19 protein-coding genes are annotated in these 24574 nt (G+C 49.5%); 5 read left to right on the top strand and 14 right to left on the bottom strand.

All coding sequences use genetic code 11. The annotated features are described in order from the left end of the window. Positions 1–161: 161 nt before the first annotated feature. Positions 162–2201, top strand: coding sequence for a VWA domain-containing protein (locus tag HPY27_RS23170; RefSeq protein ID WP_174226068.1), 2040 nt, complete (start codon positions 162–164; stop codon positions 2199–2201). Here HPY27_RS23170 and HPY27_RS23165 read toward each other — a convergent pair. Then, positions 2182–3108, bottom strand: coding sequence for a serine/threonine protein kinase (locus HPY27_RS23165; protein WP_173623989.1), 927 nt, complete (start codon positions 3106–3108; stop codon positions 2182–2184). The two genes, HPY27_RS23170 and HPY27_RS23165, sit on opposite strands and share 20 nt — an antisense overlap. Before the next feature lie 98 nt (positions 3109–3206). Between HPY27_RS23165 and HPY27_RS23160 the strand changes: the two genes are divergently transcribed. After that, a complete protein-coding gene (locus HPY27_RS23160; RefSeq protein ID WP_026043370.1) occupies positions 3207–3578 on the top strand; it encodes a VOC family protein in 372 nt (123 codons plus the stop codon). A 38-nt stretch (positions 3579–3616) separates the two neighbouring features. On the opposite strand, the gene HPY27_RS23155 is transcribed toward HPY27_RS23160, so the two are convergent. Next, complete coding sequence (locus HPY27_RS23155; protein WP_017252089.1) at positions 3617–4837, bottom strand: MDR family MFS transporter; 1221 nt, start codon at positions 4835–4837, stop codon at positions 3617–3619. 148 nt (positions 4838–4985) lie between these two features. On the opposite strand from HPY27_RS23155, the gene HPY27_RS23150 reads away from it, so the two are divergent. Continuing rightward, a complete protein-coding gene (locus HPY27_RS23150) occupies positions 4986–6839 on the top strand; it encodes an SgrR family transcriptional regulator (RefSeq protein ID WP_174226067.1) in 1854 nt (617 codons plus the stop codon). 520 nt (positions 6840–7359) lie between these two features. On the opposite strand, the gene nagA is transcribed toward HPY27_RS23150, so the two are convergent. The 7 genes from nagA to HPY27_RS23115 form a co-directional block, all read right to left on the bottom strand. Then, complete coding sequence (nagA, locus tag HPY27_RS23145) at positions 7360–8529, bottom strand: N-acetylglucosamine-6-phosphate deacetylase (RefSeq protein WP_174226066.1); 1170 nt, start codon at positions 8527–8529, stop codon at positions 7360–7362. Between the two features lie 45 nt (positions 8530–8574). Continuing rightward, positions 8575–9654: an NAD(P)H-dependent flavin oxidoreductase gene (locus HPY27_RS23140; RefSeq protein WP_174226065.1), complete on the bottom strand. Its 1080-nt coding sequence runs from the start codon at positions 9652–9654 to the stop codon at positions 8575–8577. Between the two features lie 48 nt (positions 9655–9702). Next, a complete protein-coding gene (locus HPY27_RS23135) occupies positions 9703–10737 on the bottom strand; it encodes a VOC family protein (protein WP_174226064.1) in 1035 nt (344 codons plus the stop codon). Between the two features lie 205 nt (positions 10738–10942). Beyond that, on the bottom strand, positions 10943–11974 hold the full coding sequence (locus HPY27_RS23130; protein WP_017252095.1) for a FecCD family ABC transporter permease: 1032 nt from the start codon (positions 11972–11974) through the stop codon (positions 10943–10945). A gap of 2 nt (positions 11975–11976) precedes the next feature. After that, positions 11977–13032, bottom strand: a complete 1056-nt coding sequence (locus tag HPY27_RS23125) for a FecCD family ABC transporter permease (protein ID WP_069848110.1) — start codon at positions 13030–13032, stop codon at positions 11977–11979. A gap of 131 nt (positions 13033–13163) precedes the next feature. Then, a complete protein-coding gene (locus HPY27_RS23120; RefSeq protein ID WP_174226063.1) occupies positions 13164–14756 on the bottom strand; it encodes an AraC family transcriptional regulator in 1593 nt (530 codons plus the stop codon). A 129-nt stretch (positions 14757–14885) separates the two neighbouring features. Beyond that, positions 14886–15860 (bottom strand): ABC transporter substrate-binding protein, encoded by a 975-nt coding sequence (locus HPY27_RS23115; RefSeq protein WP_174226062.1) that lies wholly within the window; start codon positions 15858–15860, stop codon positions 14886–14888. 274 nt (positions 15861–16134) lie between these two features. On the opposite strand from HPY27_RS23115, the gene HPY27_RS23110 reads away from it, so the two are divergent. Continuing rightward, on the top strand, positions 16135–17121 hold the full coding sequence (locus tag HPY27_RS23110) for an ABC transporter substrate-binding protein (protein ID WP_174226061.1): 987 nt from the start codon (positions 16135–16137) through the stop codon (positions 17119–17121). 126 nt (positions 17122–17247) lie between these two features. Then, a complete protein-coding gene (locus tag HPY27_RS23105; protein ID WP_017252100.1) occupies positions 17248–18894 on the top strand; it encodes an AraC family transcriptional regulator in 1647 nt (548 codons plus the stop codon). A gap of 56 nt (positions 18895–18950) precedes the next feature. On the opposite strand, the gene HPY27_RS23100 is transcribed toward HPY27_RS23105, so the two are convergent. From HPY27_RS23100 to HPY27_RS23080, 5 genes are read right to left on the bottom strand one after another with little or no spacing between them, the layout of a single operon-like run. Next, complete coding sequence (locus tag HPY27_RS23100; RefSeq protein ID WP_017252101.1) at positions 18951–19739, bottom strand: DeoR/GlpR family DNA-binding transcription regulator; 789 nt, start codon at positions 19737–19739, stop codon at positions 18951–18953. Positions 19740–19764: 25 nt separating this feature from the next. Beyond that, the gene (locus HPY27_RS23095) at positions 19765–20928 is read right to left on the bottom strand and encodes a saccharopine dehydrogenase family protein (RefSeq protein WP_017252102.1); all 1164 of its coding nucleotides are present in this window, start codon (positions 20926–20928) and stop codon (positions 19765–19767) included. 19 nt (positions 20929–20947) lie between these two features. After that, positions 20948–22066, bottom strand: coding sequence for a 2-aminoethylphosphonate--pyruvate transaminase (gene phnW, locus HPY27_RS23090; RefSeq protein ID WP_174226060.1), 1119 nt, complete (start codon positions 22064–22066; stop codon positions 20948–20950). After that, entirely contained in the window at positions 22063–22857 is a 795-nt protein-coding gene (gene phnX, locus HPY27_RS23085) for a phosphonoacetaldehyde hydrolase (protein ID WP_173623999.1), read from the bottom strand. The genes phnW and phnX overlap by 4 nt, the downstream gene beginning before the upstream one ends. 3 nt (positions 22858–22860) lie before the next feature. Then, entirely contained in the window at positions 22861–24570 is a 1710-nt protein-coding gene (locus HPY27_RS23080; RefSeq protein WP_017252105.1) for a putative 2-aminoethylphosphonate ABC transporter permease subunit, read from the bottom strand. Positions 24571–24574 lie beyond the last annotated feature (4 nt).

Raw genomic sequence — 24574 nt, 5'->3', positions numbered from 1 at the left:
TATGCATTCACCTCATATTTACATAAATGGGTGTTATTAACTTTTATATACATCGGCAATATGAAACCGATTTTTTATACGAACAAACATTTATAGGTAAATCGTCCCATTTTAGTAAGGTATGAACTTTTTAAAATTTTTTTCAGAAAAAAGGTGAATGTATGTACAAAAATCGTCAGTCAACCCTCTCTCTGCCGCCACTTTTTCGAATGGTGGTCATTGGACTGCTCCTTCCCATGCTCTTCTTGTCCGCCCCTCTTACTGCGGGGGCAAATGGAACAGCAGATGCGGGAGTAGACGCGGTCTTTGTCATTGATACGAGTAATTCCATGAACAAAACGGACCCTGGCAAAACAGCCGCAGAGGTCATGAGTATGTTCATTGATATGAGCGAAGCCACGCGTACCCGCATTGGCTTTGTCGCTTATAATGATCGGATTGTACAAGCTCAGTCTCTAGCGAGCATGGCCGAAGCAAGAAATCGGGAACAGCTCAAGCGAACCATTCAAGGGATGCGGTACTCTGGGTATTCGGATTTAGGACTCGGTTTGCGCAGAGGGGCAGATCTGATTGAAAAAGCAAAGGACCCGGCACGCAAGCCATTTTTGATCCTTCTCTCAGACGGGGGAACAGATTTGCGGCAAAATGCGGGTGGCAGGAGTGTGGCAGCATCCAACAAGGACGTGGAGACAGCTATCGCAAAAGCAAAAGCGCAAGGCTATCCCATCTATACGATTGGCCTCAATAGCGATGGCACCGTCCAAAAGGAACAACTGAAAAAAATCGCAGAGGCAACAGGCGGAACTTCCTTTGTCACACAAAGTACGGATGATCTGCCCGAAATCTTCAATCAGATTTTTGCCAAGCATATTCAATCGCAGCTCGTGTCGGTGGCGGCGATGACAGCTACCGGGGGCTTGCAGGAAGTGACCGTGACCATTCCTAACGCCAGCATGCAGGAAGCGAACATTATCCTATTGTCGAACAATCCGCTGCTGGAATCGCAAGTGTACTATCAATCGCAAAATGTGCATTTTATGAAATCAAAAAAATACTCCCTGATGAAAATAGAAAAGCCGAAGAAGGGAAACTATCTCGTAAAATTTAGAGGCAAACCCGGGGATTTGGTGAAAATCAATTTACTGGGGAATTACAGTTTGATGGCTGGTGTAGAGGTCAAACCTGAACCTGTTATCAAGGGGAATCCTGCTACGTTTACTACCTATCTCCACCATCTGGAGGGGGGCAAACGACTGGATGACAAGGATGTGTACGCATCCATGCAAGCAGAACTGATCGTAACCGATCTCGCGGGGAAAAAAGAAGAAAAGGTCCCGATGAAGAATCTTGGCGATAGCTTTAGAGTCGACTACGTATTCCCTCACACGGGCAAGTACGAGTGGAGAATTTTTATGAATGGCCCGGACTTTTATCGCGAGACGGCTACGAGCGTTTTTGATATCACGAATATCGCGCCAGTTGCTGCCTCGGTAAATACCTTGACGATCGAGAAGGAAAACGGTGAGCAGGCTATCGATTTAGGTTCGTTCTTCACCGACGCCAATAACGACAAGCTGACCTATACCATCGTCACCGCTGATCCAGACGAACGATTTGTCGCTACGATTCAAGACGCGGCTCTGAAGCTCTCACCAGAGAAAAGCGGCACATCAGAAATCACCATCACCGCCACGGATGCGGAAGGAGCAAGTGTCACAGGCCCGCTCGTCATTACCGTACACTCGGTATGGGATCGCTACATCACCATCGGCATGATTGTGTTGCTCGTAGCTGCGATCGGCTATGGTGTTTACCTGCTTACACGTCCTAAACCTGCCTTTGTGGGACGTCTTGAGGGGTATTTCCTGCACACGGCAAGCGGCAATGACATTCCTGTCAAGTTTTGGCCTCTCGCCTCCTTTGGCAAGAAACAACGGATCACGTTGCAGGATCTGTTCACCAGTTTGGACGTGAATGAGCATTTGCCCGAAGCGCAGAAGATTTACTTCCAGCCAGGAAAAAATCAGACGCTACTCTTGGTCAATCATAGTCACTGCACAGTTGAGCAGGGCAAGGAAGCCATGCCCCGACATAAAAAGCTCGTCCTCCAATACAACGACAAGGTGTATGTGACCTTCGAGGATCGGATGACCGAGATCGAAATTCGCTTTAAGAAAACGTCTAGTGAGGAAGCTTCCTAAAAGAGAAGCGCGCCTTTCCCTTCCAAATCAGATGCTCTGCACGAATCGCTGTCGCAAACAGCTTGAGTGTGGGGCATCTTTTTTTCGAGTCGACGGCCAAGCCCCACATAATGACATTCGCCAGAAGCAGCGGAACCTCAGGGTTGATCGTTCGAAGCGATGGCAAGCGATCCTCAATCACTCTTGCCGCCACATCAACGGGACGCTCTTTGGTCAGACAGTAATACAGCGTGGCAGCCAGGCTGTAAATATCTGAGATGACTCCTTGCTTGGATTGACCCGAGTAAAACTCAAGCGGTGAATATCCTTCTGTCGTCACGATCGGCTTGGGTTCATCCTTATCGAAATAGATCGCGGAGCCAAAATCGATCAGCATAGGATGACCAGCTTCTGTGACCAAGATGTTTTTGGGCTTGATATCGCGATGAATGATGCCTTTTTTGTGCAAATAGTCTAATCCGTCAAATACCGGAAGTACCGTCTGATGCAAAAATGCTCCCAGATCAAGCTCGGCTTGGGCTAATACATACTCATCCAGCGTCTTCCCTTTGCAATAGTCAACGACGAGATAACCTGTGCCATTTTCGGCAAAATGGTCGATGTATCCGATGATAGTTGGATGATTCAGTTCTTGGTGTAGGGACGCCTCTTGCCAAAAGCTGTCTAGTAGCATGTCGAATTTGGCTTGTAACGATGGTCTGCGACAAATGACCTTCACGTGATCCAAATCTCGCATAGCTAATACTTGAGGGAAAAACTCTTTGAGAATGAGTGTCCGCTTGCTTTTCATATGGTAGACCACATACACATTCGACAGCTCACTTGTGGAAATGGTCTTTTTGATCCGATAAGCTTTTTGCAGGATCGTGCCTTTTTTCAGACCTCTTTCCCGTTCTATCTGTCCCATGTCATGGCCTCCCCTATCTTTCCTCTCAAAAAATGATAACGAAAGATGGGGGATTCTGGCAATATAAAGAAAAAGGATGGAGAGAGGAATGATTGATCATGGCACATTTGGAATCGTTGCTTCACGTACAAGTTCCCGTAAAAAATTTGGAAGAGGCCATTGTCTGGTACTGCAATCACCTTGGCTTTTCCTTACAGGCGCAGTATCGTACTTCCGCTTTTCTTGCATTGTCTGCGGGGCCCACCTTGATGATATGGGAAACGGATGAGCAGACGTCCACAACCTTTACCGTTGATCATCAACCCATGCCTGTCTTTTTGTACACCACTTCCGATGTGCATGCACTCCATGATTATTTGCAGGCCCATGAAGTCTCGATTACCCACTACCAAAACGATGGCTTCGGATGGGTGCTCAAGTTTTTTGACCCGAGCGGAAACATGTGGGGAGTCATTCAGAAGAACAACTAGTCAGTTGGATATGGAAAAAACAAGAGATCGCACCCTATTCAAATCATTACATGTGATGATTTTTCACAGCTTTTTCTTTGATGTTGCCGCTGCTCCCATAAGTGCTGGCCGCGTTGATAGAACGGAAACGCGATAAAGGTCAACAGCATGAGGATAGCGAAGATGATCGGCCCTTGCCCAAAGCCGAGTACTTGGAGCAATACCCCGCCGACCCACGCACAAACACTCTGTCCAAGGAAGGCAAAGCCGCTGGCGCCATAATACGCTCCACGTAAATGCTGGGGAGCGATCTCACCGATCAGGATATCTCCGACGACAAAGCACAAGATTTCGCCGATCGTAAATACCACCATCGCCACGGAGAGCCAAAATAAATTCGTAAATAGCCCGAAACCGAGCAACCCCAGTCCAAACAATAGACAGCCCAGCTTCAACGCGGTCATCGATGAGTACCGCTTCATAAACTTCGCGAGCGGATATTGAAGCGCTAAAACCGAGATAGTATTCACGACAAACAAAAAGGAATATGCCTCTATTCGATCATGCCCAATGTACTGGGAGAGTGTGGTGTCCAGATGTGAGTAGGCACCAGCAACGAACAAATTCCCGAGCAACAAGTAAAGAAATACTTTGTCTGTAAAAACAATGCGTGCCATCTGATTCATGGTGACCGGATCAGCAGCCACGTCCTTCTTCAACTGTTCCTTGAATATGACCATAAATACCACCAACACAGCTGCGTACACGGCAAAAATAATGGCTGTGACGAGGAAGGGTAACAAGGATGTGCTCCCTGCGCCCAGCTGCAAGCCGATTAACGGACCGATTGCTCCCCCCAGGTTGATTGCGAAATACCTGGCGTTGAAAACAGCTGCCCGCTGATCATCCGACGTGACATCCGCCAGCAGGGCACGGGCAGTCGGCTCAAATACATTTCGAAAAAGGCCGTTGCAGGCACTTAAAACAAAGAACATCCACGTCTCCGTCGCAAAAACGTATCCGATCAAGACGATGCTCCAAGCTCCCATCGCAGTGATCATCACTGGATATCTGCCCAATCGGTCTGACAGTGCTCCCCCGGCAAAGCTACTAATCGTTCCAACCAGCAAGCTGAGTGCGAGGATCGAACCAACGATCGCCGGATCAATTCCTTTTACCTTTCCTAAATAAATGCCTAAAAACGGAAGCGTCATAAAAAAGCCTGTGCGTGACAAAAAGGTTCCAATAATGACACCCCATGCCACCGGATGAAATCTCATTCTCCCCATCTCTCTTTCCCATTCCCGTTTGTTATCTCTCGTGTTATCTTCAGTATATGGATCTAGAAAAAGGGGAAAAAGGGTTCGATTTGATTGAATTCGATCACCTTTTCGCCTATGCATTTTTATATGAGAAATGGGGGCCTGCATGGTTACCGTTCTGCATTTTTTAGAGCTTCGTTCGTTTTTTCATCAAGAAGAACTCGGGAAACCGTTCCCTGTCACCATCGAAAAGTTGGCTGGGATTTGGCACTGTACGCCTCGCTACGCCAAGCTGATTGTCCGTAAGCTAGTCGAGCTGCGTTGGATCGAATGGAAGGCGGGACGCGGGCGAGGGAATGTCTCGGTCATGACGCTTCATGCTGATTCCGATGAAATCCTCCTCACCCAGGTCAAGCTGCAAATAGACAAGGGCGACGTCAAAGAAGCGATGGAGCTCATGAATCGCTACGGCAAAGCTGCCGTCAAAGACCAGATCATGGATTGGCTCTCAGAAGGAATGGGCTTCTCCAACCACTCGGTATCGAACCGTTCCCAAGATATCATCCGCTTTCCGGTGTACCGCACGATTGTGACGCTGGACCCTGGTCACGCTTATTATCACTTCGATGCCCATTTGGCGGGACAGATATTCAATACGCTCGTCCATTATGATCTGAACAGTCGGTCTATTTTGCCTTCCATCGCCCATTCTTGGGAAAGCAGCCCTGATGCAAAGCAGTGGACCTTTTATTTGAAAAAGAACGTGCTTTTTCACCATGGACGGGAATTGACTGCCCATGATGTCGTTTTTTCCTTGAATCGACTACGTTTTCATCCAGACAAGTATGAAGCAAGCTGGATGTTTCGTGACATAGAACTGATTGAGGCTATGGATCAGCGAACCGTGCGCATCCTGCTAAAAGAACCGAATTACTTGCTGCTGCGGCTACTGGCAACGATTCACGCAAGCATTGTTCCAGAAGAAATCGTTCGGCAGGATGAAAAAGGCTTTGGGGAAAAGCCAATTGGAACCGGCCCCTTTCAACTGACCCGCCTTGATGAGGGGATCTGTATTCTAGAGGCATTTCCAGCTCATTTTCTTGGGAGACCGCAGTTGGATCGTGTGGAAATTTTGATCTTCCCCGAGTTGGATATGGGGCGCCTAAAAGAACCAAATTGGGCGTCAGTGATGGTGTCGCACGGGGTCCAGTCGAAAGCACAAGCATTGAAGGAAGCAGTCATTCAGGATGGTCAGGACTGGTGCGATACGGAGGCGTTTTTTTCCTGCTGCAATTTGCTTGTTTTTAACCAGTGGAAGAGCGGTCCGCACAATCATATCAAGTTCCGCCAAGCGCTGGATCGGCTAATTGACCGGAATCAAATGATAGCCGATTTGGGCGGAGATCGCATACACCCGGCAAAAGGCTTCCGCACGTATCACCCTGCTTTAAGGGAGGTAAGAGCGAGAGAGAACGAGCAGCTCTGCCATGCTGAGATCATGTCCCTGCTACAGGAAAGCGACTATCAGGGAGAAACATTGCGTCTCGTGACCACAGCCTACCATGAAGAAGATGCGCTATGGATTCAACAGCGATGCGGCGATTATGGCATTCATCTGGAAGTCGCCGTGAGAGAACCATGGGAATTTTCGAATCGCGATTGTTTGCCTGAACATGACTGCCAGCTGTACGGCAATGTGTTTAGCAGCGATCAAATTAGCGAGCTGGAGATGTATTTGCAAAGAAATTACTTTCTCCCCGCATTTGATGAAACATTGGCTCGGGCGATCAACAAGGAGATTTGCTTGACGTTTCAGGAGCCAGACCGGCTTGCTCGGGAACACCATCTCGCCAGGATCGAAGCCATGATCAAGGAAAACTATGCTGTCTTGTATCTGGTTCAGAAAAAGACCCTTACGTCGTTTCACAAGTCTCTACGAGGCGTATCGATCAATTCATCGGGGTGGCTGGACTTTCATAAGATCTGGTTTCAGCCGGAGGCGTTGCAGCAGCAGTTGTAACGAGAGGCGCGGTTGTGGTGGAGGAAGAAGTGCATTTCCAGTCTACGCTTCGGCCTCCGCCCCGCTGTGGGTATCACTGTCCGCTCCGAAAAGAATGGCGGGAGCGCTTCAAACCAGAAAACGTTCCAACGTTTTTGTATGTGATAAAAGCTGAAATTCCCCGCCATTCTTTTCTACGCTGGGGCGGGCTCCAGAGGCGCTTAGACTGGAAATGCACTTCTTCCCACGCGGCTTTTTATTAAAACAAGGTGATACTAGAAGCCATTCTTCGAAGGATTATGAAAGCATCCCTGAGTTGACCTCAGAAAATGGGGTAAAACCCTGAACTTAACAATAGCTGTACGAAAGCCCTGTCACATGTTTGGAAGGAGACCGCCCGAACGAAGAGAGGATATAGGCGACTGGAAAACATGTGGCAGGGCTTCTCCCCGACCACAACCGTTCAAGGACATCTTTATTCTTTCAAGCTAAAAAAAAGCAATCCAAGAGCGATCTTGGACTGCTTTTTTCTAATAAGAAACTACTTTGACTGGTGATACACTTCTTTCCCCGCAACGAAAGTCATCGTCACATCAAATTGTTCATTTAATACGATGATATCTGCATCGTACCCTGCTGCCAGACGTCCTTTTCTGTCGCCAAAGCCAAGGATACTTGCTGGCGTATGGGAAGCCATTTCCACTGCCTCTGGCAACGCTACTCCGCTCAGCTTCACCATATTGCCGACGGCCCGATTCAGCGTCAGGATACTTCCAGCAAGTGTTCCGTCTGCGAGCTTTGCCTGGTTGTCGTGGACGTGAACCTCTTGTCCACCAAGGTCGTACGTCCCTTCGCCCATCGCGGCTGCCCGCATGGAATCGCTGACGAGGGCGAGACGTTCAGCCGTTTTGACCCGATATAAAATCTTCATGACTGCTGGATGCACATGGATGCCATCTGCGATCAGCTCTGTGCTCAACTGCTCATGATACATCGCGGCGCCCACTACGCCCGGCTCCCGATGATGCAGTCCTGTCATGGCATTGAAGCAATGTGTAAAATGGCGCACGCCCGCATCTACCGCTTCCGTCGCCTGGGCAAATGTAGCGCCTGTATGTCCAGCAGACACGATGACATCGCGTTCTTTTAACCATGCAATCGCTTCAAGTGCTTCCGGTTGTTCAGGCGCAATCGTCACGACCTTGATCAGACCTTCTGATAACCCATACAGCTTTTGCACTGCATCGAGCTTGGGGATCGCGATGTTTTCTTCTTTTTGCGCTCCCTTGTAACGAGGATTGATCCATGGGCCTTCCAGATGGATGCCGATCGCTTGCGCCCCCGGAAGCCCTTCCCTGCTGTTCTGCGCGATGTTTACCAGCACCTGCTCCAATTGATCATAAGGAGCTGTCATCGTCGTCGCCAAAAAAGACGTCACCCCATGCCGTGCAAGTGCAGTCGAGATGGCCTGAAGTGATTTCGGCGTCCCGTCCATCGTGTCGTATCCATCAATCCCATGCATGTGCATATCGACGAATCCAGGGCAAATCCAGCCATCCTCTACTATCACCACATGATTTGGCAAAGCTTTTCCATACTCATCAGCCTTACCAACATAGGTGATCTTTCCATTTCCCACGACTACGAGACCATTATGCAATTCCTGTCCATCTGCGACAAGGTTCCCCTTGAGAGCGTATTCCTGGTTCACTTTGATTTCCTCCGTCTTTCGCGTGGCTTTCTTTGCGCGTTTATTCTACTGGGGTTGCCCCAGATTGCTGCAAATCCTCGTCGTCTCCGCTGCCAGCTTTTCAACGAGCTCACTCGCGCTAATTTCCTGGCTGAGTGGAGCTGCCTGCCCCGCCCACATCGACATGTACGCAATATGCTGCTGCTTGCCCGCTGCGGCTCGAATGTCTTTGGTCAGGGCATTTTGTACCGGATAGGTCGGGAGCTCGTGATCAAATGGGGCGAGCGTTGTCATAAACTCATTTTGAATACCCCTTGCCCATTTACCAGAGAAAGCACGTGTCATCACGATGGACTCTTCCCTCGTCTCCAAAATGGCCTTCTTGTGCAGGGCATGTGCTCCGCTCTCCTTACACGTCAGAAAAGCCGTTCCGAGCTGTGCCGCTTGTGCCCCGAGCGCGAGTGCTGCTGCGATCCCTCGACCATCCATGATCCCTCCAGCCGCGATGACGGGAATCTTGACCCGATCCACTATTTGCGGGACGAGCGCCATCGTTCCAATCATATTGCCTGGTGAATCCGGCAAAAAGGAACCACGGTGCCCGCCTGCTTCGCTGCCTTGGGCGGCAATCATATCAACTCCGCTCGCTTCCAATGCAATCGCTTCGCGAACGGTTGTCGCAGTTCCGATGACAGTGATTCCCCGCTGCTTCAACTCTGCCATCAAGCGATGATCCAGAACACCAAAGGTAAAGCTGAAAACGGCGGGCTGTTCCTCCAAAACGACAGCCATCTGCTCACCAAACGGCTCTGTAAATTGTGTCACCTGCGGATTTTGCGGGATACCCAGTCGATCTCGTACCTCATTCATTGCCTGGGCAATGCTCTCTGCGATCGGCTGGTCGGCATCATAATCTTCCGGGATAAACAGATTCACCCCAAACGGTTTGTCCGTTAACGCCCGAATAGACTTGATCGCCTCACGAATCTGCTCAGGTGACATATACGCCGCACCGAGCGTTCCGAGTCCCCCTGCTTCTGAGACAGCGGCTACTAGGGCAGGTGTGGTCGCCCCCCCTGCCATTGGCGCCTGAATAATCGGCCATTTCAAATGTAAACGCGAAGTGATAGGATTGTTTGTCCACATGGTAAATCCACTCCTCAGCTTATCGTTGTTCAAAATGAACAACCGCTTTTATTGTTTACTAGTTGATTGGTCGTCGCTGCGAATCCATTCAAGAAACAGAGCCAACACCCGGGCGGTTAACCCCCAAATGACACGCCCGTCCACCTCATAAAACAAATGCTCGACTGTCCCTTTTCGCCATGGATATCGCTTGCCACCCGGGATCAGATGATAAGGAAAATCCTCTTCGGGCTCGGTCATGACTGAGGAAAGATACTTCGCTGGCTGTGTTGCCAACAGCCGATCAAGTGGAAGGATAAAGACCTCTCCGACCTCGTCTGGATTCGGCTTCATGTCAGGGATTCCTTCCACGAATCCAATAAAGGGCGTAATAATGGAGGAGCCTGGCCCAATCACCTGATCCAGTTCGCCTACAAAATGAATCCGATCAAGTGGAATACCCAGCTCCTCGCTTGTTTCCCGAGCAGCCGTCGCCCAACGGGATTCGTCACTCTTCTCAGCACGCCCTCCCGGAAAACAAACCTCGTTCGCCTGTCGCCGCATCGTACTGGCTCTTTTTTCAAATAAAATGCCTAGCTGGTTGTCAGCCATTTTGACGAGCGGGAGCAAGACACTGTATGCGCCGCTCGTCCCTCGTTCACGTTCTTGCAATCTCTTGGAAATCTCCTTGATGGCAGGAGCAAGGGAAGCCTCCCCTGATTCCTGTGGCAGGTACTGGGAGACCTCGATCAAATTATGGTCCGGATCACGCAAATACACCGAACGAATTGGCCCGATGGCGCCTGTTTTTGGAACAGGTCCTTCCACCAAATGGACGCCGCATGCATGAATATGCTGGATGACTTGCTCCAGTGGAAGCGATGTGACAAGACATAGATCAGCGGAGCCGGCGACTGGATGCATCGCTTTTGGCTCCCATTCTTGTCCGCTTTGATGCAAATTGATTTTTTGCTGGCCGAAGTGCAGGGCCATCCTGCCGTCGCCAAACGTTACAACCTTCATTCCCAGGACTTTTTCGTAAAAGTGACAGGTTGCTTCGATGTCTTTTACCGTCAAAACCAAGTGGTCTAATCGATCGATCATATGCCTTTACTCCTTCTCGTCCCGATACATGCTTATGCTGATATTATAGCAAACACAAGGCGGTTGCTTCTTCCCCCCATTGTCCTCCAACATTTCCCTCTTTTCAATTCCCAAATTGCCTGATCTCCACTTCGCTGTATACAAAAACGAGCGTCTTCCTCGTAACTAGACGGGAAAACGCTCGCCAAATCCACAATTTGCGAAACTATGCTTTTGAACGTGCCAGCAAGTACAAGAAATACGGAGCACCGATAACGGCTACAACGATACCAGTCGGAATCTCTGACGGCTGCATGATCCAGCGTCCGATGGTATCAGCCACGATGACCAATAGTGCACCCGCTAGCGCTGATGTAGGCAAAAGCATCTCATGCTTTGGCCCCACTAGTCTGCGGGCCAAATGCGGACCGATCAACCCGACAAAACCGATGCCTCCACTCACTGCCACGCAGGAAGCAGCAAGCCCGACTGCGGCAGCCAGCAGCTTCAATTGCTCTTTGGCAACGGGTGCACCCAAGCCTTTCGCCAACTCTTCTCCCAAATTGAGCACGTTCATGACACGTGCTTTGTAAAAAACATAGGGGATTAAAATGGCGATCCAGGGCAGCAACGAAAGAACGAACTTCCAGTTGGTTCCCCAGATACTACCGGCGAGCCAAGTCGCCACAAACTGGTACTTATCCGGACTCAGCTTCAGCGTCAAGACGATCATCGCGGCACTCATCCCAGCCGCCACGGCAATCCCCGTCAATACAATACGGGTCGGAGACAATCCCTTGTGTCTTTTATATGACAATACGAAGATCAGCGCTGCTGTCACGCTGGCCCCAAGCAAAGCCAACACCGGCAGCAAAAAAACAGGTGCGGCAGACGTCGAGGGATAAAATGAAATGAACAGCATCACCATCAAGCCAGCACCAGCGTTGATCCCTAAAATACCGGGCTCTGCCAATGCATTGCGGGAAATCCCTTGAATAATACACCCAGATACGGCAAGTCCTGCCCCAATCAGGAGGGAAATAACAATCCGCGGCAAGCGGAATTCAAACAAGATCAAGCTTTGTTTGTCTGTTCCAGAACCGATCAGCGTCATCAGCAGATCGCTTGGTGACAATCGTATGTAGCCTGTGTTCATACTGATGATAAACGCGATGAAAATGAGGATAGCGAGTATCGTCATAACCGCAAAGGCTCTATTTCTTTTGCGGGTTTGGTAATGGGAAACCATATGCTGCATGATTACATCTCCCTTCTTTCTTTACGCGCCAAGTAAAGGAAGAACGGTACACCGATTAGCGCAATAAGTGCCCCTAACGGCGTCTCATACGGCGGATTTACCATTCTTGCGGCCAAATCGGCGAAAACGACGAGCAAGCTGCCCAAAATGGCTGAACAAGGAATGATCCATCGGTAATCGACCCCAACCAAAAAGCGGGTCATATGCGGAATGATCAATCCAACAAAGCCTACTGCCCCAACAACGGCAACTGCTGATCCAGCCAAAATAAGAACGATGATCATGCCTGCCAGTTTCACTAATGCCGTGCGTTGCCCCAATCCTTTTGCTACCTCTTCTCCAAGACTGAGCATCGTAATGGAACGCGACAGCATCATGGCACCAATAAGGGCTGCGAGAATCCACGGAAACATGACTTCAAGCTGAAACCATTTGGTTCCCGCCACACCGCCTGCATACCAGAAGGCCAAATCTTGTCCAATTTTAAAGTAAAGGGCAATCCCTTCGCTTAACGCAGATAATAGTGCGGTCAATGCGGCACCCGCCAAAACGAGTCGCACGGGAGTCAAGCCGCCTTTTGCCAAGGACCCAATCCCGTAAACCATACCTGCCCCGACACCAGCACCCAAAAAGCTGTAGAGAATCAGGTACATGAACGGCAGACCCGGGAAAAAAGCGAAGCAGAGAGCCAAAACAAATCCGGCGCCTGCATTCAAACCAAGCAATCCGGAATCTGCCAGCGGGTTGCGTGTCATCCCTTGCATGATGGCACCTGCAACAGCGAGACTGGCCCCGACCATTGCACCACCGAGCAGTCGCGGCAAACGAATCTCCTGAATAATTTGGTGTTGCGTAATATCAGGATTAAATTGAAAAATAGCTTCCCATACGACAGCAAAGTGGATGTCGGCTGCTCCAAATGACACAGACAAAAACATCCCCAGTATTAATGCGAAAACCCCGCCGGTCAAAATTAGCGTCGCTGCCCAAGGGCGAGAGCGAAACGCAACCGGCTTTCCGTTATTCCCCTCTTTCAGGGAATGTGCGTGTTGACTCATACGTGCCACCTTTTTTTGTTAGTATGGAGCTGAGTTGTTTTTGATGATATTGATTCTTATTATCATAAAAGAATTTTAGGCGATGTATGAAAACAGTGTCAATGGACAAACGCGCACTTATCTTTGTACATTTAGGCTAACACCTTGAGGACATCATCGACTTTTTTCCCGTTGGCGATCACACCGTGGTTCATCCAGGTCATGAAATCCACCTGGTACGCCCGCTTGTTTTGGACAGCAGGAAGCGCTTGCCACACGGGATGGTTGAGCTGTAGCTGTTCGGCACCTGGTTTTCCCTGATGCCATTTGTCAAAGGCGAAAAAAATATGATCAGCATCCAGCGTAGACAACTCTTCCCACGATACCCCTTCTCTCCCCTGCTTGGCAAATTGTTTTTTTACCAGTGGAGCTGGCTCCATTTCCAAATCTTGAAACAACACCTGCGATGTGTAGTTTTTCTCCACAAGGATTTCATCGGCCGATATGCGCAAGAAGGCTACCTTCTGCCCTTTGAGACTGCGTCCCATTACATTTTTGGCAGCTCTTACTTTTTGTTCATACTGCTCGATTGACCGCTCTGCCAATTCACTTCGGCCCAACCGATCACCAAGGGTGCGCAATGTTTTTCGCCACTCAGGACCGAACTGCCGAATCACGCATGTGAAGGCAATCCGGGCACATTTGGCATACGCATTCTCCTTCCAGCCTGTACATTCCCGAAGCATAATGACATCTGGGGCACGACTGGACAAGAGCTGCACGTCATCTGTCAGCACATCGTAGGTTGGTACATCATGCAGGCCCAAATAGTCCTGCTGCCCCCAATATGTATGCGCCCATTGAACGACGGGTCGAATGCCAAGAGCTAGCAAATAATCCTCCATATAAAGAGAGACGACTCGTAAATCATCCCGATGAATGTTGCGATATTTTCCTGGCGCGAGCCCTACACTCTGCTTAAAACGACGATTAAAATAATACTCGCTGTTGAATCCGACATTTTGGGCGATCTCGTTGATCCGATCACCTGTCATGAGCAGTAGCTGCTTCGCCTGATTCATCCGCAGCTGATGGATGTAATCAAGCGGTAGTTGTCCTGTTATTTCTTTGAAAAGCTGTGTGTATCGCCAACGTGCCACATGCGCTTCCTCTGCCAACTGCTCTACGGTCAGCGGCTCCTGGTAATGCTCCTCTACATACGCAATCGAACGTTCAACAGCTCGCCTCGGGTCCAAACTTGTTTTACCTGGCACATTTTGCTGGGCCAAAGCGCATAGCAATTCCTCAAACCGCACGTGATTAAAAAATAGTTGCAGCGCCTCCGTGGCATCGCGATGCTTGTAAATCTCCGCAATCGATTCAACGACACGTGAAAAAGGCGTGCAGGTCAACTCCCCCGTACAGAAAAAAGCCTCGGAAGATTGTGCCTTCGTCGGAGCTCCCGTGTGGACGACACGAAAAGTCAGATAATAATAGTCGAGAACATGACTCGTGCAACTGATCCGAACGTTCTGACGCGGTGCTGCAATCCAGCAACGCTCCCGAGTGAACCGATAAGTCGATGATTCGATTTCAATGAGCCCTTCTCCGTCTGTCGCTACAATCATCGTGTAGTCTTCCGGCTCTTGATAGTCCTGCCATCTTTCCACATTTCCTTTTTGGATGGCCGTCATTGCAAAGAATGATGGTGGAGATAGCTTGGCCCCGGATGCTTCGTTATTCATCTCCCTCACCCTTCTCGTGAGAATGATTATCATTTATTATTATAATGAGTAAACATCCCGAGGACAAGCTCCACAAATGAAAAAGAAAGCGCATCAGCCGATATGACGCGCTTTCTCTATTGAACTCGATTACTTTACAAACGCTTTGACCAAGTCGTCTGCCTTCTTCATATTGGCCAGTATGGCACCCGATTGCCAATGTGTCCGCTCCATTGGGTAGACATGGCCTTTTTTCACAGCAGGAACAGATTTCCAGATTGGGCTCTCCAAAATCTTGAGCGCATCCTTGTTTTCTTCGGAAGTCCACGTGCCGTTCGACGGGAAAACAATGATATGGTCTGCATCGATAGCCGGGATGGCTTCTTCTGATAATACCACATGTGTTTCTTGATTTTTGGCAGCGGAATATGGCGTAAGGCCCAACTCCTTATAAAGCATGCCTGTGTAAACATTGCCATCTCCGAAGAGGGCCAAATTCGGCTTATTTCCCACGTTCAAACGAATGACAGCTACTGTTTCATTGCCAATCGCCTTTTCTAGCTTTGCTTTCGTATCCGCAATTTTCTCATTGTACTTTTGGATCGCTTCGTCTGCTTTTTCTGGAACGCCTAGCACCTCGGCGATTTTCTTGAGTCTTCCAATCGTGTCGTTACGGAGTTCATCCGGCAGCTTGTACGTAGGAGCTACCTTGCTGAATTCCTCATATTTCTTGGGATCAGCGTAGCCATCCACAATGATAATATCCGGATTGGCTGCAAGCAACGCTTCCATACTTCCTGTAATATCAAAAAGCGGCACGTCCAGCCCAAGGTAATCCTGTTTGCCCCATGCCGGGTGATACCACTGGACAACCGGGGTCACACCCAATGCTGTCAAGAAGTCCTCCTGATAAATAGCAGCTACCCGCTGTGGCTTTACCGGAATCTCTACATCGCCATAGGCGTCTTTCACCACTTTGGTTTTCGCAGCGGTGTTCTCTGTCGGTGCTTTCTGCTCAGTGGATGTTGGCTCCGCTGCTTTTTCTGCACACGCAGTTAACACGAGCATCATGATCAATAATAATGCCATCCATGCCAATCCTGCATTCCGAACCGTTCTTACCATCTTTCTACCCTCTCTCACATCTGTTGATGATTATCGAATTGATTCTCATTCTCACTATTTGCATCCTGATCATATGTGTTTCCTCGCCATCTGACAATGCATTTTCTCCATTATTTTTTGTCCAAACTCCACAACTGTCCGTGTGAAACCCTTCTCTTTGTACAAAATCAATGATGGCTATCTGACGTTTGTCCATTGAGCTGCTAAGCTATATCTGATAATGATTATCATTGGATAACAAACAGATTCAAACGACTATTGGAGGAAAATAGAAATGAAACACATGCGCAACATGACCGGAACGTTAGGAATTTTCATACTGGCTGGCAGCTTGCTCATTGGATGCAGTCCATCCGCTTCGCAAACAACTACCGCTTCCACACTTGGACAAGAAGCAACAAGCGCAACGAGCAGCGAGGCAAGTCAGAAAAGCCAAACGCGTCCATATACTGATTATCTCGGGCATGCAGGCAACATCCCGGTCTCCCCTGCACGAATCATCTATTCCGGTGAGACACTTGGCGATATGCTCGCGTTGGGCGTGAAGCCGATTGGGGGATTCGGGTACACCAACCAAATCTTTGAAGACCAACTGCACGATGTCCAGAATGTCGGTTTTCCCATTAATCTCGAAAAGGTCCTGGAATTACAGCCCGACTTGATCATCCATGCAAATACCGAAGAAAAAGAATATGAACAGCTATCCAAAATCGCCCCTACCGTCATTTTTGATACATTCGCCCCGTTGGAAGAGCGGATGACCCAGCTCGGTGATATGATTGGGAAACCGGAAGCAGCCACCAAATGGCTTGCCGATTACAAGCTCAAATCGGAGGAGATGTGGAAGAAGCTGAAGGAGTCTGGCATCATGAAAGAAGGAGAAACCGTCTCTGTCTTTACCTATTATCCGGGTGATCGGCTGTTTGTCATGGCAAGAACAGGGCTTTCCCAAGTCCTCTACGATACAAACGGATTCAAGCCCACTGCGCCCATTCAGGAAATACTCGATGCACAAAAAGGATTTGAACTCATCTCTGTGGAACGTTTGCCCGAAATAGCGGGAGATCGTATCTTTATTCTGAATACTGCGAGCGAGGAAGCTGAGAAATCAACGCAGGAGCTGCTAAAATCACGCATCTGGAAAGACCTTCCTGCTGTTAAAAACGGTTATGTCTACTTTATCGATATCGAAAAATCTAGCAGTGATGCGACAACAAGAGAGTGGCTCCTGCAAAGGATTCCTGAAATCCTGGCGAAGTAGTCCATCATGTCCGCCTGAATGAAACATGAGAAGCTTTTCAACAATGATTGAAAAGCTTCTTTTTTTTGTATACGATTGATAAAGCGAGTGATAATTATTCTCATATAAAAAAGGAGGGCATAACCGATGCTTCAATCTATACCACCTCATCCCCCGCTCGGTTCCCTTCATTTTCAGTTGTGTCAAGTAGAGCAGACGGCAAGTCCTTCACCCACTCCCTTCCATACCCTGCTCTTCTTCACAAAAGGTTACGGCAGCCTCCGTATTCACGATCAAACGATTTCGCCTTTGGCAGGAAAGTGTTTTTTGCTTTCACCGTCTACTCCTTTTGCGATCGAATCCTTGTACGACAGCGCGACTGAGTGCTACCAAATCTCGTTTACTGTCATCTCGTTCGATCCAGACAATAGACCCCTACCGTACCCATACGCATTGCTTGATGGCCGTATCGAGCTGTCCGCTCACCCCTCTGCCCGGCTCTTGCGCTTATGTGACGCTTTGCTCTTAGGCAAATCAACTTCTTCAGAAATGGACAGCTATTGGCAGCAATTGCGGTTCCAGAAGCTGCTCGGATTTTTGCTGGAACAAAATCTGTCTCCTGACCTTATCCCTAGCAAGAGCAAAGAGGTCGAGAACAGCATTCGTTATATCCAACAAAATTATCAAGAGAACATGACGGTCAAGCAGTTGGCACAACTCGCCAATGTGCCGTCGTGGCAGTACACGCAGCTCTTTCGCCAGTTGACGGGTAAAAAGCCTTTGGAATATGTGACAGCGCTGCGTATTCATCATGCGAAAGAGCTCCTGAAAAGCTCGAACGATTCATTGCGGGACATCGCCTCGCAGGTCGGCTTCATGGATGAGTATTATTTCAATCGTCGCTTTCGAAAGACGACCGGTTACACGCCAAGGCAATATTCCAGGCTGACTCACCGCATGGAGCTCGTGCAGGACTGGACAGGCCATGAGGTAGAGATCCCCCTTCAGCCACAACGCATCCTTTATATTGGGGAGACGTTTAATGATTTGCTCGCACTCCATGTTGAAAATATCGTCGGAGGGAATTTTACCTGGATGGAACGAACCATCTATCGAGACAAGGTAAGACACATGCAGGATATCGACTTTCCCGTTGACTATGACCATTTGAAGTCATTGAAGCCAGATCTGATCATTTTCGCGAACGCAGAAGAAGACAAATACAAGCAGATGAGCCGGATTGCCCCAACGCTCACGTTTAATTCATTTGCTTCGCTGGAGGAACGGTTGCATACACTCGGAGATTGGCTGGGGAAAAAGAACGAGGCGCGGGAATGGCTCAGGAAATACCACATGAATGCTGCCACCATGTGGAATCAGCTCCGCTCCGAGCTTGTGCCTGGTGAGACTGCATCTGTCTTTATCCATGAGCATGGCGGGCGTCTGTTCGTAATGGGCACCTCAGGACTTTCCTCCGCCCTCTACCATCCAAACGGTTTTTCTCCTGTGGATAAAATTCAAGAAGTACTGCAAGCTGGCTACGGCTTTATCGAAATTCGTGAGGAGGACATCCCCCTGTACGCAGGCGATCGGATCTTTATGCTGCTGTCCGAAGACACTAAATCGCGTCAGGCTACTTCTGAATTGATGCAAAGTGATAGGTGGCAGAGTCTGCCTGCCGTTCAGAACGGCTATGTCTATTTTGTAGAAGCGCAAAAATGGAATTGGGGCGCTGCTCTTACCAGAGAGAGATTGCTGCAAATGCTGCCACTTTTGCTGCGCCATTCTTCCTGAAGCAAACAGGCCAGCTTCCCTGTCGTGGGGAATCGCTGGCCTGCTTACTCTTACTACTACTCCTCTGCTACCATCCATGCTACGTTTTTTGCTTGGAGTCCTTTATTCCATTCTGCTGGTGCTGCCATATCGCTGATCACGATGTCGACCTCTCCTAAGTCTGCGATCTTGCACAATGTGCTGACACCGATCTTAGAATGGTCCGCTAGCACAATGCTTTCATTGGCATTTTCGATGAAACAACGGGCGAGTTCCGTTCGATCTGGCTCATAGCAGGTCAAGCCTTTATGGAGCAGGATGCCGTCAGCCGCGATAAACGCCTTGTCCACATAAAATTGTTTCATCATCTTCTCTGCATAGGTCCCGCTTACCCGATGATGCTTGGCGCTCACCTTTCCACCCAGGAAGTAGATATCTGCCGCAAGCATTCCATTGTTTTGGTACTCGATTAATCGATTCAGCGCCGTGATCGAGCTAGTGAGGATCGTCAAATCTTTTTTCGTCACGAGAAAGCTGATCATTTGCAAAGGCGTAGTCCCTTCATCGATGACAATGGTATCGCTATCTTGCACCAAGTCCGCTGCCAGCCGCCCAATCCGTTTCTTTTCTTCCGCTCGCAAGACTTCACGGGCAAAATGAGAGGGCTCGGAGCGCTCCACTGTCAGCTTTACTGCCCCGCCATAGACGCGCTTCAGCTTTTTCTCCGCCTCCAGCTCTTCCAAATACCTGCGGATAGACTCAGACGATACTTGCAGCTTTTCGACCAGCTCATTGGTCCGCACCTTGCCATTGGAATTGATCAACTGCAAAATGATTTGCTTACGCTCTTCCCCGAACAACGACACGCCGAATGTCCCCCTATCTCGTGCTTTACGTCAGTTCGATCTTTTCTCCATGGATGTAAATCTGACGTTTTGCCAGCTCGTGAAAAATCACAGCCGGATCAAATGCTTCTTCTGGTGTAATGACGCCAATAGCTTTTACATTTCCTTTCGCGATCTGCTCAGTCGCAATCGCCAGTGGGATTCCTACGTTGCGGGTATAGGCGCGCAGCCCTGCCCAGTCAGCTACAGAGCCGTCTGATGCCGGATGTGTATGGTACAGGGTGTGCCCTACTTTGCGGCCGTCCTTGGTACCTGTTACCTCGACATGAAGCGAATACCCGTATAATTCCGTCTCTTTTCCCTCCCTAGAATTGTAGAGGTATTGGGAGATACAATCAAGGATTCCCACCTTTGTTTCCCCTACCGTGATGGGATCGTTCCGTAAAAAGCCATAATCATAGAGGGATTTGACTAGCTCCATGTTTTGCTTCGGCCATGTTCCCCGCACCTCGATTAGCTTTACTCCTTTTGGAGACAAAGCCTGTGCTAGCGTCTTCGTTTCTGCATGAGGAATGATGTACTGAATGGTTTTTCCATATGGCTCAGGAAGCTTTATCTCGCGTGGGCGAGCAAATGGCGGTACTTGAATGAATGCGCCATTTTCATAGACGACGCGCCCTGGCAAATCTGGATCATACTCATAGGTCGTCGTCTCTGTGATCGATTTGGAAAAGGCAATCGGGCGAAAGGAACCGTGGCTGACACGCACTTCGTCGACTTCATCGAGCTGGTTCGCTGCATGCATCGCCATCATTTGGGTCAGTCCAGGCGTCATGCCAAAGCCTGGCAGGCAGGTCTTCCCATGGTCGCGGAAGATCGCATCCGAGGCGTTTTCTTCCCCAAAGCCGTTCAAATTGATGCCATGGCAGCCAGCCTCCGCAATCGCAGCAGTAGACAGGCCGTTCAGTGTGATCGTGGTTCCGTCCATGACGATGTCGTAACCGCGCATTTTTTGGACCGTATCCGCATGATCGCGTACATTTACCGGAACAAAATCTACGCGAGGATCGTTCAGCCACTCGACTACCTTGCGACCTTCTTCTTCATTAAAATCACCGATCGTGATCTGCTCAAAATCCGAATGCAACACGAGATCGAGCACAGCTTCCCGACAAATATTTCCCGCTCCACCCAAGCAAAACACTTTCATCACGATAGCCTCCTTTTCTTTACCCCAGCCAGAAACGATTGTTTTCCATCGCAGCGATTAATCTCTCAATATCTTCGGGGTAAACTTCTCCGATATTGCCTATCCGAAACGTGTCCGCTTGCGAGATTTTGCCCGGATAAATGACGAAACCTGCCTGCTTCAAACGTTCATACAGCTCCGCGAAGGTGAACGCCTCGCTTTCGGGATAATAAAAGGAAGTAATGAAAGGCGATTGCGATTCTTTTGGCAACAGGATGCGAAAACCGATACGCTCCATACCTTCTGCGAGTAACTGCTGATTTCGCTGGTAACGCTCGTACCGTTTTTCAACTCCCCCCTCTGCCTCAAGCTCTATCAGTGCTTGATAAAAGGCTCGCACGACATGAGTCGGAGAAGTATAGCGCCACTTTCCGTTTTGCTCCTCCATCGTCTTCCACTGGCTGTACAAATCGAGGGACAGCGTACGGGCAATCCCTTTGCATCGGATGAGCGCTGACGTTTTGGCAACAACAAAGCCGAAACCAGGCACGCCTTGAATGCATTTGTTTGCGCTTGAGATCAGAAAATCGATCGAGAGCTCTGCTGCATCCAACGGAATGCCACCGAAGCTACTCATCGCATCTACGATATAGACTTTTCCGTACTTCTTGGCGACTTCACCAATTTCTTTGATGGGATTAAGCATGCCGGTAGTCGTTTCCGAATGCACCACAGCCACATGCGTAATCGTTGCATCTGCCGCGAGTTTTTGCTCCAAAGCTTCTGCATCGGCCTTTGTCACTTCACCAAAGTCAATTACCTCTGTTGCGATTCCATGGACTTGTGCCATTTCCACGATCCGATCCCCGTATGCGCCATTCGTCAGGACGAGCAGCTTGCCGTCTGCGGGAATCGCACTGCTCACCACCGCTTCCACACAAAAGGTCCCGCTGCCTTGCATCAAGACGCTCGTATAATCCTCTACCTGGGAGGTTGCCAATCGGACGAGCTTTTGGCGGATTGCCTGTACGAGTTCATTGTAATCACGGTCCCACGTGCACCAATCCCGCAGCATTGCCTCGCGTACGGTTGATGAAGTGGTCAATGGTCCGGGGGTGAGCAACAAGTACGAATTGTCGGTTAGTCGTGTCTGATTCATGGTCTCTCTCCTTCTGCATGAAGCATCTCGATGTTTTTTAGCACCTCATCCAAGCATCCAATCTCCGCGACCACGTAGTGCGCACCCGCCGCCATCAGTCGTTCTGTTGCGATAGCCAGTCTTTTATCCAGCTCTTCCTGTGGCATGCTATTCACTTCCTCCAAGGACAGGCCGAGTTCGCTTCCACCCTTCAGGACGCCAACGGTCCACATCCCGGCGTTTCTTCCTTCTTTCATATCGCTCGTCGTATCACCGACCTTGACGATCTCGTTCATTGGAAATACGTCCAGTAGAATCGCATTTTGATAGCACATCCATGGAAATGGACGTCCAGCAGGCACTTCACTTGGGGTGACAAGTGCGTCCGGTTCGTAGCCCTGTTGCTTAGCCGATGCTGCTACAACATTCATCATGTCCCTCGTGTAGCCTGTGGTCGAGCCGATTTTGATTCCTTGCTCGCGAAGTCGTCCTACCAATTCAATTGCTCCCGGAACAGGAGTGGCGTACTCGTGCAGCGTCTCCATCAGCATCGGTTCGAAGTCAGCGTACAATTCGTCCACATCCGCTTCATTTGGAAGTCGACCGTAACGCTCTTGCCATAGCGCTGCTACCCGCTCCATTTTGCAAAGTGCCTGGATATGATCGCGCTTGAGCATTCCCATCGGTTCGCGCGCTTCTGCTGCTGTCAGCTCAATCCCCCGTTTTTTGAACACCTGTAAAAAGACAGCTAAAGGAGCAAAACATCCGTAATCTACCATCGTTCCCGCCCAATCAAATACTACTGCTTTCATGCTTTATGCCACCTGACCTTTCTCTTGGTAGGACCCTGTTGTCCGCTTGCGAAGTTTGGATGCGATCCATTCTGCACCAGCACGTGCGATGATGTTGAGGAAGACGATCAATACCGACATCGCTGCTGCCGGAGCCACATCCCCGGCGTCATCCATGTTGACGATGGAGACAGAAGCCAACTTGAAATCCGCTGCGTACAGAAAAACAACCGCCGAGATCGTCACCATCGAGTTGATGAAAAAGTACACCGCCATCTCGACAATCGCCGGCATACAGACGGGAATCGTGACGCGCCACATTAGCTTTGTCTGCGAGATCCCCATGGACTCTGCCGCTTGCTCGAACTCGGGATCGAGCTTTTTCAACGCGCTCGTTGCTGTAATGAAGCCTACTGCGAAAAAATGAATGACGTTCGCCAAAATCAAAATCCAGATCGTTCCGTACATACCGTGAAATGGATTCGACGGATTGTTGAAGAAGAAAATGTACGCTAGTCCAATGACCATCCCCGGTAATGCCAGCGGGAGAATCGACAGGAAGTATCCAGCTTGGCGAAGCCCTTTCCACACTTGGGATTTTTCAATCGTGTAGGCGGTAATAAACGTGACCGCCGTCCCGATCACTGCCGTCAGCAAGGCGACAAGAATGCTGTTCCACAGTGGCTCGATCCCTTCTCCAGCAACGTTGGAAAAGTCGTAATGATCCAAGCCAAAAGTCAGATTATACGGCCATACTTTGATGAAAGAAGCCAGCACCACCGCAGCCATGAGGAGCAGCAAAAATCCGCTGACGCTCACACAAAGGATGGAATAAAACAAATCACGCAAACGATTCTCCTTGATTCGATACGGTTTGGACTTGGCTGTTACAGCCGCGTGTTGCTTCCGCTCAACAATCCGGTCCACGACAAACGCCACGAGAGCGGGAATAATCAAAAGCAGCCCAACCGTTGCTCCCATCGTCATATTTTGCTGACCGATGACCTGCTTGTAGACGTCTGTCGCCAGTACGGAAAACTGTCCGCCGACAACCTTTGGTGCTCCGAAGTCAGTAAACGAGAGAGTAAAACAGACAAAGCAGGCGCTGACGATACCGTATTTCACGCTAGGAATCGTCACTACAAAAAACTTGCGCCAATGGTTCGCTCCGAGCGTATCCGCCGCTTCGTACAGCTGATAGTCGGCAAAAGCAAGGGAAACAGCGAGAATCAAATACGCTTGCGGGAAAACATAGACGATCTCCGCCAAAATAATCCCCACTGGGCCGTACAGATCGATGTCCCATTGAAACGGGAGCAACCCGAAGATCCCCGTCGTCACCAGCCCTTGATTCCCAAAGAGGTAGGTCAGGGCGATTCCGTGCATCATCGTGGGCGCAAACAGCGGCAGCAGCGCGATCGCCCGAAAGACTCGTTTTCCGCGAATCCCGCTACGCGTCAAGGCATACGCGAACAGAAAAGCGAGTGTGACTGCGATCAGCGTCGTCATCGCAGAAATATACAAGGTGTTATTCAGCGACCCTGCCAGTGCTGGGGTGGAAAAGTACGTAACGAAATTGTCCAGGCCGATGAACTGACCGTTCTTGTTATAGAATGCTTTGGAAAACAGCTGGCCAAGTGGCAACAGAACACTCGCTGACAATCCAAGAACGATGAGAGCGATGAGCCACTTTTGCATGGCTTTTCCATCGAAGATCGATGTCATTTCCTTCATGCTG

Source organism: Brevibacillus sp. HB1.1 (assembly GCF_013332445.1).
In the GTDB taxonomy this organism is placed as follows: domain Bacteria; phylum Bacillota; class Bacilli; order Brevibacillales; family Brevibacillaceae; genus Brevibacillus; species Brevibacillus porteri.
Note: the sequence above shows the minus strand (reverse complement) of the source record. Positions and strands in the feature narration are given on the sequence as shown.

Coding starts and splice junctions, on each gene's coding strand:
- HPY27_RS23170 (WP_174226068.1), top strand. CDS start 162: ATGTACAAAAATCGTCAGTCAACCCTCTCTCTGCCGCCACTTTTTCGA.
- HPY27_RS23165 (WP_173623989.1), bottom strand. CDS start 3,108: ATGGGACAGATAGAACGGGAAAGAGGTCTGAAAAAAGGCACGATCCTG.
- HPY27_RS23160 (WP_026043370.1), top strand. CDS start 3,207: ATGGCACATTTGGAATCGTTGCTTCACGTACAAGTTCCCGTAAAAAAT.
- HPY27_RS23155 (WP_017252089.1), bottom strand. CDS start 4,837: ATGAGATTTCATCCGGTGGCATGGGGTGTCATTATTGGAACCTTTTTG.
- HPY27_RS23150 (WP_174226067.1), top strand. CDS start 4,986: ATGGTTACCGTTCTGCATTTTTTAGAGCTTCGTTCGTTTTTTCATCAA.
- HPY27_RS23140 (WP_174226065.1), bottom strand. CDS start 9,654: ATGTGGACAAACAATCCTATCACTTCGCGTTTACATTTGAAATGGCCG.
- HPY27_RS23135 (WP_174226064.1), bottom strand. CDS start 10,737: ATGATCGATCGATTAGACCACTTGGTTTTGACGGTAAAAGACATCGAA.
- HPY27_RS23130 (WP_017252095.1), bottom strand. CDS start 11,974: ATGCAGCATATGGTTTCCCATTACCAAACCCGCAAAAGAAATAGAGCC.
- HPY27_RS23125 (WP_069848110.1), bottom strand. CDS start 13,032: ATGAGTCAACACGCACATTCCCTGAAAGAGGGGAATAACGGAAAGCCG.
- HPY27_RS23120 (WP_174226063.1), bottom strand. CDS start 14,756: ATGAATAACGAAGCATCCGGGGCCAAGCTATCTCCACCATCATTCTTT.
- HPY27_RS23115 (WP_174226062.1), bottom strand. CDS start 15,860: ATGGTAAGAACGGTTCGGAATGCAGGATTGGCATGGATGGCATTATTA.
- HPY27_RS23110 (WP_174226061.1), top strand. CDS start 16,135: ATGAAACACATGCGCAACATGACCGGAACGTTAGGAATTTTCATACTG.
- HPY27_RS23105 (WP_017252100.1), top strand. CDS start 17,248: ATGCTTCAATCTATACCACCTCATCCCCCGCTCGGTTCCCTTCATTTT.
- HPY27_RS23095 (WP_017252102.1), bottom strand. CDS start 20,928: ATGAAAGTGTTTTGCTTGGGTGGAGCGGGAAATATTTGTCGGGAAGCT.
- phnW (WP_174226060.1), bottom strand. CDS start 22,066: ATGAATCAGACACGACTAACCGACAATTCGTACTTGTTGCTCACCCCC.
- phnX (WP_173623999.1), bottom strand. CDS start 22,857: ATGAAAGCAGTAGTATTTGATTGGGCGGGAACGATGGTAGATTACGGA.
- HPY27_RS23080 (WP_017252105.1), bottom strand. CDS start 24,570: ATGAAGGAAATGACATCGATCTTCGATGGAAAAGCCATGCAAAAGTGG.